This is a genomic window from Janthinobacterium sp. JF4 (assembly GCF_059617925.1).
Map to the genome: position 1 here is coordinate 37,722 of NZ_JCAQAV010000026.1, position 18,116 is coordinate 55,837.

Annotated in this window: 17 protein-coding genes; 16 read left to right on the plus strand and 1 reads right to left on the minus strand. The window is 61.4% G+C overall.

The annotated features are described in order from the left end of the window. Positions 1-66 precede the first annotated feature (66 nt). The 3 genes from AC54AF_RS18370 (at position 67) to AC54AF_RS18380 (ending at position 3,394) form a co-directional block, all read left to right on the plus strand. Positions 67-1,113 (plus strand): cupin-like domain-containing protein, encoded by a 1,047-nt coding sequence (locus tag AC54AF_RS18370; protein WP_496637684.1) that lies wholly within the window; start codon positions 67-69, stop codon positions 1,111-1,113. Between the two features lie 237 nt (positions 1,114-1,350). Beyond that, the gene (cfa, locus tag AC54AF_RS18375; RefSeq protein ID WP_496637685.1) at positions 1,351-2,520 is read left to right on the plus strand and encodes a cyclopropane fatty acyl phospholipid synthase; all 1,170 of its coding nucleotides are present in this window, start codon (positions 1,351-1,353) and stop codon (positions 2,518-2,520) included. Positions 2,521-2,548: 28 nt separating this feature from the next. Continuing rightward, positions 2,549-3,394, plus strand: a complete 846-nt coding sequence (locus AC54AF_RS18380) for a LysR family transcriptional regulator (RefSeq protein ID WP_496637686.1) — start codon at positions 2,549-2,551, stop codon at positions 3,392-3,394. 119 nt (positions 3,395-3,513) lie between these two features. Here AC54AF_RS18380 and AC54AF_RS18385 read toward each other — a convergent pair whose 3' ends face one another. Further along, complete coding sequence (locus tag AC54AF_RS18385) at positions 3,514-4,188, minus strand: Bax inhibitor-1/YccA family protein (RefSeq protein WP_411268305.1); 675 nt, start codon at positions 4,186-4,188, stop codon at positions 3,514-3,516. 232 nt (positions 4,189-4,420) lie between these two features. On the opposite strand from AC54AF_RS18385, the gene ndk reads away from it, so the two are divergent. From ndk to hflC, 13 genes are all read left to right on the plus strand, one after another. After that, positions 4,421-4,837 carry a nucleoside-diphosphate kinase gene (gene ndk / locus AC54AF_RS18390; RefSeq protein ID WP_034752036.1) on the plus strand — a complete coding sequence of 139 codons (417 nt, stop codon included), beginning with the start codon at positions 4,421-4,423 and terminating at the stop codon, positions 4,835-4,837. Between the two features lie 125 nt (positions 4,838-4,962). Beyond that, the gene (gene rlmN / locus AC54AF_RS18395; protein ID WP_034752035.1) at positions 4,963-6,138 is read left to right on the plus strand and encodes a dual-specificity RNA methyltransferase RlmN; all 1,176 of its coding nucleotides are present in this window, start codon (positions 4,963-4,965) and stop codon (positions 6,136-6,138) included. Then, positions 6,138-6,926 (plus strand): type IV pilus biogenesis/stability protein PilW, encoded by a 789-nt coding sequence (gene pilW, locus AC54AF_RS18400; RefSeq protein WP_496637687.1) that lies wholly within the window; start codon positions 6,138-6,140, stop codon positions 6,924-6,926. The genes rlmN and pilW overlap by 1 nt, the downstream gene beginning before the upstream one ends. Positions 6,927-6,993: 67 nt before the next feature. Then, positions 6,994-7,905 carry a helix-turn-helix domain-containing protein gene (locus AC54AF_RS18405; RefSeq protein ID WP_496637688.1) on the plus strand — a complete coding sequence of 304 codons (912 nt, stop codon included), beginning with the start codon at positions 6,994-6,996 and terminating at the stop codon, positions 7,903-7,905. Positions 7,906-7,944: 39 nt separating this feature from the next. Further along, a complete protein-coding gene (gene ispG, locus AC54AF_RS18410; RefSeq protein WP_496637689.1) occupies positions 7,945-9,207 on the plus strand; it encodes a flavodoxin-dependent (E)-4-hydroxy-3-methylbut-2-enyl-diphosphate synthase in 1,263 nt (420 codons plus the stop codon). Between the two features lie 51 nt (positions 9,208-9,258). Further along, on the plus strand, positions 9,259-10,620 hold the full coding sequence (gene hisS, locus AC54AF_RS18415; RefSeq protein WP_496637690.1) for a histidine--tRNA ligase: 1,362 nt from the start codon (positions 9,259-9,261) through the stop codon (positions 10,618-10,620). Positions 10,621-10,674: 54 nt separating this feature from the next. Continuing rightward, complete coding sequence (locus AC54AF_RS18420; protein ID WP_496637691.1) at positions 10,675-11,343, plus strand: YfgM family protein; 669 nt, start codon at positions 10,675-10,677, stop codon at positions 11,341-11,343. A gap of 85 nt (positions 11,344-11,428) precedes the next feature. Beyond that, positions 11,429-12,574, plus strand: coding sequence for an outer membrane protein assembly factor BamB (gene bamB / locus AC54AF_RS18425; RefSeq protein ID WP_496637692.1), 1,146 nt, complete (start codon positions 11,429-11,431; stop codon positions 12,572-12,574). 4 nt (positions 12,575-12,578) lie between these two features. Further along, positions 12,579-13,925 (plus strand): ribosome biogenesis GTPase Der, encoded by a 1,347-nt coding sequence (gene der, locus AC54AF_RS18430; RefSeq protein WP_034752028.1) that lies wholly within the window; start codon positions 12,579-12,581, stop codon positions 13,923-13,925. Positions 13,926-14,166: 241 nt separating this feature from the next. After that, positions 14,167-14,403: an RNA chaperone Hfq gene (gene hfq, locus AC54AF_RS18435; RefSeq protein ID WP_008450615.1), complete on the plus strand. Its 237-nt coding sequence runs from the start codon at positions 14,167-14,169 to the stop codon at positions 14,401-14,403. Positions 14,404-14,523: 120 nt separating this feature from the next. After that, on the plus strand, positions 14,524-15,747 hold the full coding sequence (hflX, locus tag AC54AF_RS18440; protein WP_496637693.1) for a GTPase HflX: 1,224 nt from the start codon (positions 14,524-14,526) through the stop codon (positions 15,745-15,747). Between the two features lie 2 nt (positions 15,748-15,749). Beyond that, a complete protein-coding gene (hflK, locus tag AC54AF_RS18445; protein WP_496637694.1) occupies positions 15,750-17,042 on the plus strand; it encodes an FtsH protease activity modulator HflK in 1,293 nt (430 codons plus the stop codon). Then, the gene (gene hflC, locus AC54AF_RS18450; protein ID WP_131688177.1) at positions 17,042-17,929 is read left to right on the plus strand and encodes a protease modulator HflC; all 888 of its coding nucleotides are present in this window, start codon (positions 17,042-17,044) and stop codon (positions 17,927-17,929) included. The genes hflK and hflC overlap by 1 nt, the downstream gene beginning before the upstream one ends. The last annotated feature ends 187 nt before the right edge of the window (positions 17,930-18,116 follow it).

Below are 18,116 nucleotides of genomic sequence, written 5' to 3' on the forward strand. Positions count from 1 at the left end.
GTAGGAGGCGGCCGGGCGGCATACGCTGCCCGGCCGCTTGATCACATAAAAAACAGGAGACGGGCGATGGCGGCGGTATCGACATTCGGAGTCAAGCAGCAGAAGCAGCAGCCGGAACAGGAGCTGAGCCGCGAGTGGCGCAGCTGGATCGCGGAAAACCTCATGCTGGGCAGCCATCCGTCGGCGCTGATGCCGGTGCTGCAACAGGCCGGTATCGCGGAACCCCTGGCGCGCCGCGAAATCGAACTTGCGTTGCATAGCCCGTATCTTGCCGGCGCCGTGCGCCTGTCGAACCGCCTGGCCAAGCGCGACTGGGTGATCGATATCCAGCGCAAGCTGAACCAGCTGCGTCCGCCCGAGATTCCCCGCCGCGAGAGGCTCTCCGCGCAGGCATTCCTGGACGAGTACTACTCCACCAACCAGCCCGTCATCATCACGGGCATGATGGACGACTGGCCTGCCATGGCCAAGTGGAGCCCGGCCTATTTCCGCGAGCAATACGCGCAGCGCGAAGTGGAAGTGCAGTTCGGCCGCGAAGCCGATGCCCAGTACGAAATGAACAGCGTGGCGCACAAGCGCAAGATGGCGTTTGGCGAGTATGCCAGCCTGGTCGAGGGCAGCGGCGCGACCAACGATTTCTATATGACGGCGAATAACAATTCGCAAAACCGGCAAGCCTTGCACGAGCTGTGGGACGATATCGGCCAGCTGCCTGAATACCTGGAACAGGAGGGCGGTCCCACGGGATTCTTATGGTTTGGTCCGGCCGGCACGGTGACGCCATTTCACCACGACCTGACGAACAACTTCATGGCGCAGGTGAAAGGGCGCAAGCGGCTGCGCATCATGGCCGCCTGCGAGGTGGCGCGCGTGTACAACCAGCGCCACTGTTTTACCCCCGTCGACGGGCGCGCCATCGACCTGCAGCGCTACCCGCTGATGGCCGACGTGCAGGTGCGCGAATGCGTGCTGGCGCCGGGCGAGATCCTGTTCCTGCCCGTCGGCTGCTGGCATTTCGTCGAAGCGCTCGACATATCGATGACGGTGGCCTTTACCAACTTCAAATGGGATAACGATTTTTATAGCAAGTACCCACCGAATCACGACTTTTGATCGTGGTGCCGCATGGCGCGAACCTGCCGCGAACGGCCGCCTTACAGGCGGCTTTTTTCATGCTACGGCGCGCATCCTGTCTAAGATACTTCCATAAAATAATTGATTCAAATCATTTTTCAGCAATTATTTTGATATGAATGGCCACGATGTTTCATTATCCAGATGGCGATGGCGGGGGGATAATTTTATGGCTGGCGCGCGCCAGTACCGACAACCATCTGGAGGCGGCAGGACATGAACACGCAGCAAATGACACAAAGGCAATTACAGCAAGTTCCAGTACTCAAGCCCGACACACGGCTGACGCGGGAGGCGGCCGCACTGCTGGCCAGGGCCGGCATCCATTTGAATGGCCGCGCCGCCTGGGACATGCAGCTGCGCAAACCGGGCGTGCCTGAACGGGCCTTCACCAGCGGCAACCTGGGTCTGGGCGAAGCGTACATGGATGGCGACTGGGATGCGCAGCAGCTCGACGAATTCTTCTGCCACCTGCTGCGCGCCAGGGTGGCCGACGACGTGCGTCCCATGCGCCTGGCCTTGCATGCGCTGACTGCGCGTCTGTTCAACCTGCAGACGGAGCGCCGCGCCTGGATGGTGGGCAAGGAACACTATGACCTGGGCAATGCCTTCTATGCGGCCATGCTCGATCCGCGCATGACCTATACGTGCGGCTACTGGAAGGATGCCAGCAACCTGGCCGAGGCGCAGGAAGCCAAGCTTGATCTGATCTGCCGCAAGCTCAGGCTGGAACCGGGCATGCGCGTGCTCGATATCGGTTGCGGCTGGGGCAGTTTCATGCGCTATGCGGCGGAAAAATACCAGGTCAAGTGCGTGGGCGTGACGATCTCGCACGAGCAGGCCGCGTATGCGCGCGCCATGCCGGGCGGCGAGCAGCTGGACTTCCGTCTGCAGGATTACCGCGACACCGATGAAAAATTCGACCGCATCGTCAGCATCGGCATGTTCGAACACGTGGGCCACAAGAACCACCGCACCTTCATGGAAGTGGCGCACCGCTGCCTGGAAGACGACGGCCTGTTCCTGCTGCACACGATCGGCAAGAACAAGCGCCATTCCACCTGCGACCCGTGGATCGACAAATACATCTTCCCGAATGGCGACCTGCCGTCGATCGGCCAGATCGGCGACGCCATGGACGATTTATTTGTCGCCGAGGACTTGCACAACTTCGGCGCCGACTACGACAAGACCCTGATGGCCTGGCATGGAAACTTTGAGCAGGCTTGGCCGCAGTTTGCCGCCCAGCTGGGCGAGCGCTTCCACCGCATGTGGTCGTATTACCTGCTGTCCTGCGCAGGCGCCTTCCGCGCGCGCGATTTGCAGCTGTGGCAATGGGTCTTGTCGAAGCAGGGCGTGCTCGGTGGTTATGAGCGTGTCAGTTGAGATGTGCGGCAACTGATATCATGGTTTGATGGATATCAATCAAGCGCGTACCTTCCTGGAAGTGGCGTCCTGCGGCAGCTTCATCATGGCGGCCGAACGCATGCACGTGACGCAGACGGCCGTCAGCGCCCGCATCCGCACCCTGGAGCAGCAGCTGGGGCGCCAATTGTTCGTGCGCAACAAGGCGGGCGCGCGCCTGACGCCGGCCGGTGAGCGCTTCATGCGCCACGCGGCCACCATGGTGCAAGTGTGGGAAAGGGCACGCCACCAGGTGGCCCTGCCGCCCGGGCGCGACGACGCCATCAGCATCGGCTGCGAACTGAGCCTGTGGCAGCCGCTGCTCGGTGACTGGCTGATACGCATGAGCCGGGATTGTCCCGAGATCGCCTTGCGCGCGGAAGTTGACAGTCCCGCGCGCCTGCTCGACGCCGTGCACGACGGCTCGCTCGACCTGGCCGTACTGTACAACCCGCCGCAGCGCCCGGGCCTGGCCAGCGAATTGCTGGCCGAGGAAAAGCTGGTGATGGTGACCACGCGCGCCGACGGGCAGATGCATGCCGATACATATGTGTATGTGGACTGGGGCCCCAGCTTCGCGGCCAACCACCAGGCGGCGTATCCGGAGCTGAGCAACCCGCCCGTGTCGATCTCGCTGGGGCCCTTGGCCCTCGTCTACCTGCTGGACGTGGGAGGCGCCAGTTACTTCCGCATCGGCAGCGCGCAACCCTACCTCGATGCAGGCCTCTTGCACCGCGTGCGCGACGCGCCCGAATTCTCGCATTCCGCCTATGCCGTGTATGCGGCCCAGCGCGACAACCCGACCCTGGACCGCGCCCGCGCCTGCCTGCTCGAGGTGGCGGAGAGGGGTAAATAAGTGCGATGAACGTAAAAAAGCCGACCCGCAGGTCGGCTTTTATTTTCATGCCCTGGCGCATAAGCGCAACGCATAAAACGTTCACGGCAACGCCGCCCTGGGCGTTTTTGCGCTAGCGCTTAGTCGCGGCTGCCGCCGGCGAAGCCCAGGAGCGACAACAGGCTGGTGAAGATGTTGTACACGTCCAGGTAGATGCGCAGGGTGGCCGAGATGTAGTTGGTCTCGCCGCCGTTGATGATCTGCTGCACGTCATACAGGATGTAGGCCGAGAAGATGGCGATGGCGACCATGGAGATCACGATCGACAGTGCCGACAGGCCCAGGAAAATGTTGGCTACCGATGCGAGGATCAGCACGATCACGCCGGCGAACAGCCATTTGCCCATGGCCGAGAAGTCGCGCTTCGAGACCGTGGCGATCGTGGCCATCACGGCCAGGATGGTGGCCGTGCCGCCGAATGCCGTCATGATCAGCATGCCGCCGTTCGAGTAGCCGAGCGTACGCGTCAGCAGTGGCGTGAGCATCAGGCCCATGAAGAAGGTAAAGCCCAACAGGACGGCGACGCCGAGGCCCGAGTTCTTGGTTTTTTCGATCGCGTACATGAAGCCGAATGCGACGGCCATGAAAATGATGAAGCCCATGCCGCCGGTCAGCATCGGCAGATGCATCTGCACGCCGATGAAGGCGCCCAGCACGGTCGGGATCATGGACAGCGCCAGCAGCCAGTAAGTGTTGCGCAAGACCTGGTGGCGGACTTGCTGCATGCCCCCCGACAGGTCAAAGGTGCGTTGCATGTTCTGATTCATAGTGCCTCCGTGTTGTCAATTCAAATTACTGCTTTACCTAAGGATAGCATGAGGGCCGGAATTTGCCAAAAAAGCAGCTTAAGATTCCATTAAACGGGGGCAGGGCGGCAAGATGCCCCTGCCTGCCTGGGTGATATGGGGTGGAGTATGGTAAAATCAAAGGTTGATTGAGTTATCAATTTACCGTTTAAAACCTTACTTTTTATTGGAGTTTTCACACATGGCAATCGAACGCACCCTGTCGATCATCAAACCAGACGCAGTTGCAAAAAACGTCATCGGTCAAATCTACTCCCGTTTTGAAAACGCTGGCCTGAAAATCGTTGCAGCACGCATGACCCAACTGTCGCGCGAACAAGCTGAAGGCTTCTACGCAGCGCACAAAGAACGCGGCTTCTTCAAGGATCTGGTCGACTTCATGGTTTCCGGTCCCGTCATGATCCAGGCCCTGGAAGGCGAAAACGCCGTTCTGGCCCACCGTGACCTGATGGGCGCGACCGATCCGAAGAAAGCAGAAAAAGGCACGATCCGCGCCGATTTCGCCGATTCGATCGACGCTAACGCCGTACACGGTTCCGACGCTGTCGAAGCTGCTAAAGTGGAAATCGCTTACTTCTTCCCAGAACTGAAGGCTTAATTGCCTTAGATAACGTTATTTCCTGGCGTTATCTGTGAAATAACTTATCACCCCCTGTTCCCGCTGCGCTGTGGAGTTTTCGCTCCGGATGCGCGCGGGGACGGATTTTTAGAATAGACAAGACCATGAATACGACGACCCTCACCAACTTGCTGGACCTCGATCCCGCGCAACTCATCGCCTACTGCGCCGAGTTGGGAGAGAAACCGTTTCGTGCGAAACAGTTGCAACGCTGGATACACCAGTTCGGTGCTTCCGATTTTGACGCCATGACGGACCTGGCCAAGTCGCTGCGCGACAAGCTGGCCACGCGCGCCGAAGTGCGCGCCCCGGCCATCATCAGCGACCATACGTCGACGGACGGCACGCGCAAGTGGCTGGTCGACGTGGGCAACGGCAATGCCGTGGAAACCGTGTTCATCCCGGAAGAAAACCGCGGCACCCTGTGCATCTCGACCCAGGCCGGCTGCGCCGTGAACTGCCGTTTCTGCTCGACGGGCAAGCAAGGCTTCAACCGCAACCTGTCCGTGGGCGAGATCATCGGCCAGCTGTGGATGGCGGAATTCGAATTGCGCCGCACCAAGGGCATCGAACCGGGCCCGAAAGGCGAGCGCCAGATCACCAACGTGGTGATGATGGGCATGGGCGAGCCCCTGCTGAACTTTGAGCCGACCGTCACGGCCCTGAAATTGATGCTCGACGATAACGCCTACGGCCTGTCGCGCCGCCGCGTGACCCTGTCGACGTCGGGCGTGGTGCCGATGATGGACAAGCTGTCGCAGGAAGTGCCGGTGGCCCTGGCCGTCTCGCTGCACGCCTCGAACGACGCCTTGCGCGATGGTTTGATTCCACTGAACAAGAAATACCCGTTGAAGGAATTGATGGCGGCCTGCAAACGCTACCTGGAATTCGCCCCGCGCGATTTCATCACGTTTGAATACTGCATGCTGGACGGCGTCAACGACAGCGACGAACACGCGCGCGAGTTGCTGGCGCTGGTGCAAGACCGCGAGTTTGGCGTGAACTGCAAGTTCAACCTGATTCCCTTCAACCCTTTCCCCGAGTCGGGCCTGTTCCGCTCGAAGAACCCGCGCATCAAGGCGTTCGCCCAGGTGCTGATGGATGGCGGCATCATCACTACCGTGCGCAAGACGCGCGGCGACGATATCGATGCGGCTTGCGGCCAGCTGGCCGGTGAAGTCAAGGACCGCACCCGGGTGCAGGAGCGCATGGAAAAGATGACTGAGTATCAACAAAAATTTGGCGCCAATTTCGGCAAGATCGTGGAGATCCGCTCCTGATGCGGGAAGGCATGGCTTATCCTGGCGTACTTGCCGCGGCTGTTGTCAGTCTGGGCGTGCTGCTGGCCGGCTGTGCTTCCACCGCAGACAAGGAGCAAGCCGCCTCTGTCGAGCAGCGCGCCGCCTTGCGCTTGCAGTTGGCCAGCGCCTATTATATGCAAGACCAGTTTGTGGTGGCTTTGGCCGAAGCGGAGCAGGCGGTGCAGCTGTTGCCGGGCAACGCCCAGGTGCGCGGCATGCGCGCCCTGATTTTTGCTGCCCTGCGCCAACCTGTGGCTGCTGAAAAAGATTTTCTTTACGCATTGCGCCTCGCGCCCCACAATCCCGAGTTGAGCAATAATTATGGTCTGTTTCTGTGCCAGACCGGGCGCGCGGCGCAGTCGTTGGCATATTTTGATGCCGCATTGCAAGATGCCGCCTATGGCACGCCTGAACTTGCGCTGCATAATGCGGCGGCGTGCAGCCTGGTCATGAAAGATTACCCGCGCGCCGCCGGCTACTGGCTCAAGGCGGAGCGCATCGCACCTGGCGCGGCAATGACATATGCCGGCCTGGTGCGCGTGTATTACCAACAGCAAGACTACCGGCAAGCGGCTCATTACCTTGAGCAGCTCGGTAAAGTAGCGACAATGGAGAGCCAGACGGCCGATGTGCTGTGGCTCGGGATCAAGGTGCAGCATAAGCTCGGGGATGCGGGTGCGGAAGCTGGCCTGGGGGCGCTTTTGCGCCACCGCCATGCCGGCTCCCCCGAATATGCTGCTTATCAAAATGGGGCGTTTGATGAGTGAGACAGGAATACCAATGAATTCAGAGCGGGCAGAAACGCCTCAGCAGCAGCCCCAGGGCAATCTTGCGTTGGCAGGCGCACAGTTGAAGGCGCAGCGCGAAGCGCTGGGCTGGCCAGTGGAACAGGTGGCCGACCAGCTCAAGCTGGCGCCGCGCCAGGTGATCGCGCTGGAAGAGGGTGACATGGCGGCCTTGCCGAACGTGGCCGTGGTGCGCGGTTTCGTGCGCGCCTACGCCAAGGTGGTGCGTCTCGACGCGGCGCCGCTGGTGGCCATGATCGAAGTCCACCCGGCGCCGGCGCAAGACCCGGCCGCGCCCGTACGGCGTGAAATTTCCGCCACGTTTTCCGAATCGCGCTTCCCGTCGATGACGCAGCGCTCGTCGAACCAGACTCCCCTCTGGATCGCTGGCGCCGTGGCCGTCGTCGTGGCGGCCGCCTTTGGCGCCTATAAACTCGGCTATGTACCGGCCAGCCTGCTGTCCTCGCAGGCCGGGAAAGAAACCGCGCATGCGGACGTGGGCCCCGTGGAAACGACCCTGATCAAGCCGGGCCAGGACTTGACGCCCGTGCAGTCGCCGTCCGTGCCCCTGATTTCCGTGCCGCCGCCGCCAGGCAATGATACGCAGACGGGCGCTCCTGCCGCTTCGGCGCCGGCCGCCGCCGTACCGCCAGCCGCCGTGCCAGCCCCCGCGACAGCGGCGACGGCTGCCGTCGCGCCGCCCGCCGCTGCAGCTGCCGTGGGCGCGAATGCGCTGGTGCTGAAGGTGGAGCAGGACTCCTGGGTGGAGATTCGCCGCCCCGGCAGCACGCCGCTGATTTCGCGCATGGTCAAGGCGGGCAGCACGGAAACGTTCGATATCACGGGACCGGCCACCCTGGTGGTGGGCAAGCCTGGTGTTGTGCAGGCAACCTTGCGCGGCGCCAAGCTGGATCTGCCGACCGTTGCCGGCGGCACGATTTCGCGCGTCAGCATCAAATAATTGCAGTCATCGTTCAAGCAAACTCAGAAGATAATATTTATGGCTACCTCGAAAACAGCGATCGGCTCCGGGCCATCCGGCCGGCGCGACAGCCGCAAGGTGCTGATCGCGCACGGCCAGCGCCAGATCTGGGTGGGCGGCGACGCCCCCGTGGTGGTGCAGTCGATGACGAACACGGATACGGCCGACGCCATCGGCACGGCGATCCAGATCAAGGAACTGGCGCGTGCCGGTTCGGAACTGGTGCGCCTGACGGTGGACCGCCCGGAAGCGGCCGCGGCCGTGCCCTACATCCGCGAGCAGCTCGACAAGATGGACATCGACGTGCCGCTGGTGGGCGATTTCCACTACAACGGCCATACGCTGCTCAACGACTACCCCGATTGCGCGCGCGCGCTGTCGAAGTACCGCATCAACCCGGGCAACGTGGGCAAGGGCGCCAAGCGCGACACGCAATTTGCGCAAATGATCGAAGCGGCTTGCCGCTACGACAAGCCGGTGCGCATCGGCGTGAACTGGGGCAGCCTGGATCAGGCCTTGCTGGCGCGCATCATGGATGAAAACGCGGGCCGGGCCGAACCATGGCCGGCGCAAGCCGTCATGTATGAAGCGCTGGTGACGTCGGCGATTGAAAACGCCGTGCGCGCCGAAGAACTGGGCCTGGCGCGCGACAAGATCATCCTGTCGTGCAAGGTCTCGGGCGTGCAGGACCTGATCGCCGTGTACCGCGAACTGGCGCAGCGCTGCGACTATCCGCTGCACCTGGGCTTGACGGAAGCGGGCATGGGCAGCAAGGGCATCGTGGCGTCCACCGCCGCCCTGGCCGTGCTGCTGCAAGAAGGCATCGGCGACACCATCCGCATTTCGCTCACGCCCGAACCGGGCGGCGACCGCACGCGCGAAGTCATCGTCGGCCAGGAAATTTTGCAAACCATGGGCTTGCGCAAGTTCGCGCCCATGGTCATCGCCTGCCCTGGTTGCGGCCGCACGACGTCGACCACCTTCCAGGAACTGGCCGACAACATCCAGACGTATCTGCGCGAGCAGATGCCGGAATGGAAGAAATCGTATCCTGGCGTGGAAGCGATGAACGTGGCCGTCATGGGTTGCATCGTCAACGGCCCTGGCGAGTCGAAGCATGCGAACATCGGCATCAGCCTGCCCGGCACGGGCGAGTCGCCGGCCGCGCCCGTGTTTGTCGACGGCGAAAAAGTCGTTACCCTGCGCGGCGAACGCATCGTCGAGGAATTCCAGGACATCGTCCTCAATTATGTTAAAAGCCATTATGGCGCAGCAGCGTAGGTCGGATTAGCGCTACGCGCGTAATCCGACAATCAAGTTAAAGAGAACACTATGTCCGAAAATAAAAAGCTCGACAAGATCACCGCAGTCAAAGGCATGAACGATATCCTGCCGGCCGACGCCCCACTGTGGGAATTGTTTGAAAACACGGCGCAATCCGTGCTGCAAAGCTACGGCTTCCAGCAGATCCGCACGCCTATCGTGGAAGAAACGAAATTGTTCGCGCGCGCCATCGGCGCCGTGACCGATATCGTGGAAAAGGAAATGTATTCGTTTACCGATTCGATGAACGGCGACAACCTGACCCTGCGGCCCGAAGGCACGGCCGGCGTGGTGCGCGCCGTGGTCGAGCACAACCTCGTCTACGAAGGCCCGAAACGCCTGTGGTACAAGGGCCAGATGTTCCGCCACGAGCGTCCGCAAAAGGGCCGTTATCGCCAGTTTCACCAGTTTGGCGTGGAAGCCATCGGTTTCACGGGCCCGGATATCGACGCCGAGATCATCATGCTGTCGCGCCGCCTGTGGGATGACCTGGGCCTGGAAGGCATCCGCCTGGAGCTGAACTCGATCGGCGACGCGGACGAGCGCCTGCGCCACCGCGCCGACCTGATCGCCTACCTGGAAAGCCACAGCGAGCTGCTCGACGAAGAAGCCAAGCGCCGCCTGCACAGCAATCCGCTGCGCATCCTCGACACCAAGAACCCTGCCATGCAGGACCTGGTCAATGGCGCGCCGAAGCTGCTGGACTACCTGGGCGAGGAATCGCTGGCCCACTTCCACGGCGTGCAGAAGATCCTGAACCACAACAATATCCCGTTCACCATCAATCCACGCCTGGTGCGCGGCCTCGATTACTACAACCGCACGGTGTTCGAGTGGGTCAGCGACAAGCTGGGCGCGCAGGGCACGGTATGCGCCGGTGGCCGCTATGACGGCATGGTGGAAATGTTCGGTGGCAAATCGACGCCGGCCGTCGGTTTCGGCATGGGCGTCGAGCGCCTGGTGCTGCTGATGAAGGACGCGGCCGAACCGGAAGCCCCGGCCCAGTGCGACGTCTACCTGGTGCACCAGGGCGAGCAGGCAGGCTTGCAAGCTTTCGTGCTGGCCGAGCGGATTCGCGATGCAGGCCTCGACGTTGTGCTACATTGCGCAGCAAGCAACGGTGGCGGCAGCTTCAAGACGCAGATGAAAAAGGCCGATGCCAGCGGCGCGGCGTTTGCCGTGATCATGGGCGACGATGAAATCGCCAATCATGTCGCGACGGTGAAAGCCATGCGCGAAGCCGATGCCGGCGCGCAGCAGAACACGGTGCCATTCGACGATGTCGTCGATTACGTGGTGGACCAGATCATCGGCGACCACGATTGCGGCCACGACCACGGTCCTGGCGGCCACGTGCATCACCACCACTGATTTGCAGCAAGACCGTACTACCCTCGATCAACTACTCATTCAAACTGACGACCCATGGCATACGATCACGAAGAACAAGAACAACTGGCAACCCTCAAGGCCTGGTGGCAGCGCAATGGCAATCTGACCTCCTGGGTCCTGATCGTGGCGCTGGCAGGCTATAGCGGCTGGGCTGGCTGGCAGTACTACCAGCGCACGCAGGCTGCGCAAGCGGGCCAGCTGTACGACGAACTGCAAAACGCCATCGCCGCCAAGGACACGGCCAAAGTGATGCGCGCGGCCAGCGACATGCAGTCGCGTTTCGGCGGCACGGCATATGCGCAGATGAGCGCCCTGGCCGCGGCCAAGGTGGCGTTCGACGCGAACGACCTGAAAACGGCCAAGACCCAGCTGCAATGGGTAGCCGAGCATGGCACGGAAGAGTACAAGGCCATCGCCAAGCTGCGCCTGGCCGGTGTCTTGCTGGACGAAAAATCCTACGATGAAGCGTTGAAGGTGCTGGCGACGGCTTCCGTGGCGCAATTTGCCGGCGCCGTGGCCGACCGCAAGGGCGACATCCTGGTGGCGCAAAACAAGCTGGCCGATGCCCGCACCGCTTACCTGGCCGCGATAGCTGCGACGGACAAGAACAATCCAGGCCGTCAACTGATCCAGGTCAAACTGGAAGCGATCGGCGGTACGGTGCCGGAAGACAAGGCCAAGGCTGACAAGGCTGCCGCCTGACAGGAACACTGATGGCCGGGTCACGCGGCGTTGTGCGCCGCCTGCCTTGCCCTTACAAGTACAAGAAAAAGGTTGGATAACACTTATGCGTGTCACTGAAAAGCTGGTAGCTGCAAGTCTGTTGGCCCTGATGGCCGGTTGCTCGTCCTGGAACCCGTTCGCCTCGAAAGATCCGAAAGTCGAACCGGCCAAGCTGGTCGAGTTAAAATCGAGCATCGCCGTGCGCGACGCCTGGAAGTATTCGATCGGCAAGGCCGGCGTGTACGCGTTCACGCCTGCGCTGGCTGGCAACAGCCTGTACGTGGTCAATGCCGATGGCGCGCTGGCGCGCCTGGATGCGGCCAGCGGCCGTGAAACGTGGCGCATCAAGGCCGGCAGCGACATCACCTCCAGCGCCGGCAGCGATGGCACGGTCGTGGCCGTGGGCGCCGCCAAGGGCGCGGTGCTGGCGTTTGATGCCGACGGCAAGCAGTTGTGGAAGGCGCAGGCGTCCAGCGAAGTATTGACCGCACCCGTCGTAGGGCAGGGCGTGGTCGTGGTGCGCAGCGTGGACAACCGCATTGTGGGTTTCGACGCCAGGACGGGCGAGCGCAAGTGGACGGTACAGCGCGCCACGCCGGCATTGACCTTGCGCAATGCGCCGGGCATGGTGCTGGGCGGTGCGAACATCTACGTGGCCCAGCCGGGCGGCAAGCTGCTGGCACTGACGGCGGCCACCGGTGTGGTACGCTGGGAGATCGTCGTCAGCGAACCGCGCGGCGCTACCGAACTGGAGCGCGTCTCCGACATCGCCGGCACGCCGGTGGTGTTCGAAGGCGAAGTGTGCGCCGTCACGTACCAGGGCAAGGCGGGCTGCTTCGATGCCGCCACGGGCGTGCCGCGCTGGACCAAGCCGATCTCGTCCGATGTGGGCGTGGCCGTTGACCAGCGTTTCGTGTTTGTTGCCGACGCCCAGGGCGCCGTCGTGGCGTTCAGCCGCGAAGGCGGCCAGAGCGCCTGGAAGAATGAGGCGCTGGCGCGCCGCCGCCTGTCGACGCCGGCCTCCTACGGCCGCAGTGTCGCCGTCGGTGACTATCAAGGTTACATCCACTTCCTGTCACGGGAAGATGGCGCATTAATAGGTCGTGTCAGCACCGACGGTAGCCCGATTGTTTCGGCTCCCGTTGTTGCCGGTTCGAATTTGATTTTTCAAACCCAATCAGGGACAGTGACCGCTCTCGCGGTCGAGTAATACAATGAAGCCGGTAATTGCACTAGTAGGTCGACCCAATGTTGGGAAATCGACTTTATTCAATCGTCTGACCCGCTCGCGCGATGCGCTGGTGGCGGATTTGCCTGGGTTGACGCGCGATCGTCACTATGGCGAAGGCCGTGTCGGCGAACGTCCCTTCCTGGTCATCGATACGGGTGGTTTCGAACCCGTCGCCAAGGAAGGCATCATGCACCAGATGGCGCTGCAGACCAAGCAGGCCGTGGCCGAGGCCGACGTGGTGGTATTCATCGTGGACGGCCGTCAAGGCCTGACTCCGCATGACAAGACCATCGTCGACTTCCTGCGCAAGAGCGGCCGTCCGGTCTTGCTGGTGGTCAACAAGAGCGAAGGCATGCGCTATACGGCCGTCGTGTCCGAATTCTATGAATTGGGCATGGGCGATCCGTACGCGATCTCGTCGGCGCACGGCGACGGTGTCAACGACCTCGTCGAAGTGATGCTGGACCTGGCGTTCGCGCAGCGTCCGGATGAGCCTGAAGAGCTGGAAAAGACCGACCGCGGCATCAAGATTGCCCTCGTCGGCCGTCCGAACGTGGGCAAGTCGACCTTGATCAACACCCTGCTGGGCGAAGAGCGCGTGATCGCCTTCGACATGCCGGGCACGACGCGCGATTCGATCGAGATTCCGTTCGAACGCGATGGCCAGCAATACACCCTGATCGACACGGCCGGTATCCGCCGCCGCGGCAAGGTGTTTGAAGCGATCGAGAAATTCTCGGTGGTGAAAACCCTGCAGTCGATTTCCGAAGCCAATGTGGTCGTGCTGATGCTCGATGCGCAGCAGGATATCTCGGAGCAAGACGCGCATATCGCCGGCTTTATCCTGGAATCGGGCCGCGCGCTGGTGGTGGCCGTGAATAAATGGGATGGCCTGCAATCGCACGAGCGTGATGAAATCAAGATCGATATCGACCGCAAGCTCGATTTCCTGTCGTTCGCGCAGATGCATTTCATTTCGGCGCTGAAGGGCACCAACATCGGTCCACTGATGAAGTCGCTCAACGCCGCGTATGCGGCCGCCATGTGCGACCTGTCGACGCCGAAGCTGACGCGCGCCCTGATTGAGGCCGTGGAGAAGCAGGAGCCGCGCCGCAAGGGTTCGATTCGTCCGAAGCTGCGCTACGCTCACCAGGGCGGCATGAACCCGCCTGTGATCGTCATTCACGGCAATGCGCTCGACGCCGTTGGCGATCCCTACAAACGCTATCTGGAGAAACATTTCCGCGATACGTTTGCGCTGGTCGGCACGCCGCTGCGCATCGAACTGCGTACGGGTAAAAACCCGTTTGCACGCACGCCAAGCAAGTAATGATTTAAAGGCTGCATTAAGCGCATATTAAGGCGCCGCAGAGATAATGCGGCGCCGGCAGCCAATTCAATGGCTCTTGCACGAAAATAATAAAGTGTTAATGCGCCATGCGCGACAGCGATCGCGAAAACAGGTTACAGTAGCTATGACGCATCTTTCTTTCTTTGAAAGGTGTGAGAGCACTTGAAATCAAGCGAGTCGCCTCCAATTCTTACACAACAACATAAACAACGGAGCTGTTATGAGCAACAAAGGGCAACTGTTACAAGACCCATTCCTCAATGCATTACGCAAAGAGCATGTTCCTGTCTCGATCTACCTGGTCAATGGCATTAAATTGCAGGGCCATATCGAATCGTTCGATCAATATGTCGTATTGCTGCGCAATACGGTGACACAGATGGTGTACAAGCATGCCATCTCGACAGTGGTGCCGGCCCGTGCCGTCAATCTCAATATTGAATCTGAAGCGGAGTAAAGCGTTGAGCTTGACGGCCCAGCGCCTTTCACCCTCCATCGCCCCCGTCCGCGCCAGCGGCGCTGATGCGTTGGCATCGGCGTCGGCGTTCGCGTCCGCAGCAACTCATCGGATGCCATCATGCGCGCGGCACTAGTCGGGGTTGACTTCGGTCACAGCGACTTCGCCGCCAGCATGGAGGAACTCATGCTGTTGTCGCGTTCGGCTGGCGCAGACCCGATTTCCACCATCACGGCCAAGCGTTCCAGTCCCGATTCCGCGTATTTCGTCGGCAGCGGCAAGGCCGATGAAATTGGCGACGTCGTCGTCAACGATGGCCTGGAAATCGTCATCTTCAATCACGCCCTCTCACCTGCCCAGCAGCGCAATCTGGAAAAGCGCCTGAATGTGCGCGTGCTCGACCGTACCAGCCTGATCCTCGACATCTTCGCGCAACGCGCCAAGAGCCACGAGGGCAAGCTGCAAGTCGAGCTGGCCCAGCTGCAGCATCTGGCCACGCGCCTGATCCGCGGCTGGACCCACCTTGAGCGGCAAAAGGGCGGTATCGGCTTGCGCGGTCCCGGCGAGACGCAGCTCGAGACCGACCGCCGGCTGATCGGCGACCGCGTCAAGGCATTGCGCGCCCGCCTGGAAAAACTACACAAGCAGCGCGAAACGCAGCGCCGCGCGCGCGGCCGCAATCACACATTCTCGGTGTCCCTGGTCGGCTATACCAATGCCGGCAAGTCGACCCTGTTCAATGCCGTGACCAAGGCCGGCGTGTATGTCGCCGACCAGTTGTTCGCCACCCTCGACACCACCTCGCGCCGCGTTTACCTGGGGCAGGAAGTGGGCAATGTGGTGATCTCGGACACGGTCGGCTTCGTGCGCGAATTGCCGCATCAGCTGGTGGCGGCATTCCGTGCCACGCTCGAAGAAACCATCCATGCCGATCTGCTGCTGCATGTCGTCGACGCTGCGTCGCCGGTGCGCATGGAGCAGATCGAGCAGGTCAACCTGGTCTTGAAAGAGATCGGCGCCGATCATATTCCGCAGATCCTCGTGTGGAACAAGATCGATGCGGCCGGGCTGGAGCCTTCGGTGGAGCGCGACGAATATGCTACGATCAGTCGCGTGTTCGTCAGTGCGCAGAAGGGCAGCGGGCTTGACCTGCTGCGCGATGCGATTGTCGAGATGGCCAGGAAGGCGCCCGGTTCGGCCCACCTGTATCAGAACGACGCAGCACGGCAGGAAGATCAGTTGGACGGTCAGTACGACCAGCACGATGGCGCCGCCCCGGACCAGGACGAAGAGCCTGGCGAGGACGATACGATTTCCACCCACTCCCAAGTCGGAACACGATAGTTATGCTTGTCTCCCTACTCAAAAAAACAGGCTTGAAGTTGTCCCTGAACGATCCCCGCTGGGGCAATCGCAAGGACGACGGCAAGAAAGCCCAAGAAGGCAAAAAGCCCGGCGAAGGTCCGCCGGACCTCGATCAGTTGTGGCGCGATTTCAACCAGCGCCTGAACGCATTTTTCGGACAGAAGAACCGTCCCGACAACGGCGGCAATAACAACGGCGGCGGCGGTGGTCCGCGTCCGGACATGAAGGGCGCCGGCATCACCGCCGGCGTGGTCGGCGTGATCGCCGTCTTCATCTGGCTCGCCAGCGGCGCCTTCATCGTGCAAGAGGGCCAGAGTGGCGTCGTGCTGACATTCGGCAAGTTTACGCGCACCGCGCCCGCCGGTTTCAACTGGCGCTGGCCGTACCCGTTCCAGACCGACGAAACCGTCAACGTGTCGCAGGTGCGCACGGTGGAAGTCGGTTACCGCACTTCCTTGCGCAACAAGCAGGCCAGCGAGTCGCTGATGCTGACGGACGATGAAAACATCATCGACATCCAGTTCGCGGTGCAGTACACGCTGAAAGACCCGGGCGAGTGGCTGTTCAACGTGCGCGACCAGGAAGACACCTTGCGCCAGGTCGCCGAAACGGCGATCCGCGAAGTGGTCGGCCGCAGCAAGATGGACTTCGTGCTGTATGAAGGACGCGAGAAGGTCGCCTTCGAAACGCAGCAGCTGATGCAGCAGATTCTCGACCGCTACAAGGTCGGCGTCTTCATCACCAACGTGACGATGCAGGCCGTGCAGCCGCCGGAGCAGGTGCAAGCCGCCTTCGACGATGCCGTCAAGGCAGGCCAGGACCGTGAGCGTCAGAAGAATGAAGGCCAGGCTTACGCCAATGACGTCATTCCCAAGGCGCGCGGTGCCGCATTCCGCCTGATACAGGAAGCCGAGGCTTATCGTTCCATGGTGACCGAGAATGCCGAAGGTAATGCGTCGCGTTTCAAGCAGGTGCTGGTCGAGTACCAGAAGGCGCCGGCTGTGACGCGTGACCGCATGTATCTGGAAACGATGCAGCAAGTGTTCAGCAGTGCCAGCAAGGTCATGGTTGACGCCAAGACGGGCAGCAATCTGCTATACCTGCCGCTCGACAAACTGATCGCCCAGACGGCTGCCACCGACGCTGCCGCTGCCGCCGCCCGTGCTGCCGCGACACCCGCAGCCAATACCGTTTTGCCACAGGAAGCCATGCCGACAGTAGAAGTCAATACGCGCCGCGACAGCCGCTCTTCGCGTGAACGGGAGAGCCGCTAATGAACCGTATCGTCGCCGCCCTGATCGCGGGCTTTATCGCGATCATGCTCTTGTCCTCGACCGTGTTCGTGGTCGATCAGCGTAAATACGCCATCGTCTTCGCCCTCGGCGAGGTCAAGGAAGTCATCAGCACGCCGGGTCTGTACTTCAAGCTGCCGCCGCCGTTCCAGAACGTGATGTACCTGGACAAGCGTGTGCTGACCATTGACACGCCGGAGCCGGAACGCTTCATCACGGCCGAAAAGAAAAACATCCTCGTCGATGCTTTCGTCAAATGGCGCATCTCCGATCCGAAACTGTATTTCCGCAGTTTCGGTGGCGATGAAAGCCGTGCCCGTAACCGCATGTCGCAAATCGTCAAGGCAGCGCTGAACGACGAAATCACCAAGCGCACCGTGCGCGAAGTGATCTCGGGCCAGCGTGGCAAGGTGATGGAAGCGATCCTGGCGAAGGTCTCGGCCGAAGCCAAGTCCATCGGCGTGGGCATCGTCGACGTGCGCCTGAAACGCGTCGACTACGTCGAGCAGATCAACAACTCCGTGTACGACCGCATGAAGTCCGAGCGCGTGCGCGTGGCCAATGAGCTGCGTTCGACCGGTTCGGCCGACTCCGAGAAAATCCGCGCCGACGCCGACAAGCAGCGCACGGTGATCCTGGCCGAAGCGTATCGCGAAGCCGAGAAGATCCGCGGCGAGGGCGATGCCAAGGCGTCGCAGGTGTATGCGGAAGCATTTGGCCGGAATCCGGAGTTCTACAAGTTTTACCGTAGCCTGGAAGCCTATCGCGCCACGTTCAAGGACAAGGGCGACGTGATGGTGGTCGATCCGAGTTCGGAATTCTTCAAGTACTTCAAGGGCAACGGCAGCGCCGCTCCGTCCAGGAAGTAAGGCCGCATCGAGACTGCACCGGGCCGCAAGGACGGGTGGCAGCAGCAGCGGGGCCGGCATAGATGCCGGCCCCGTTTTTTTGTGCCTGTCAAGCTGTTGCGGGAAGGCGTAAAATGCGGTGTTTTTAGGGCTGTGCGGCAGCGATTCGGACAACTTATCCCTAAAGGCCCGTGTTTTCGCGTAAAAT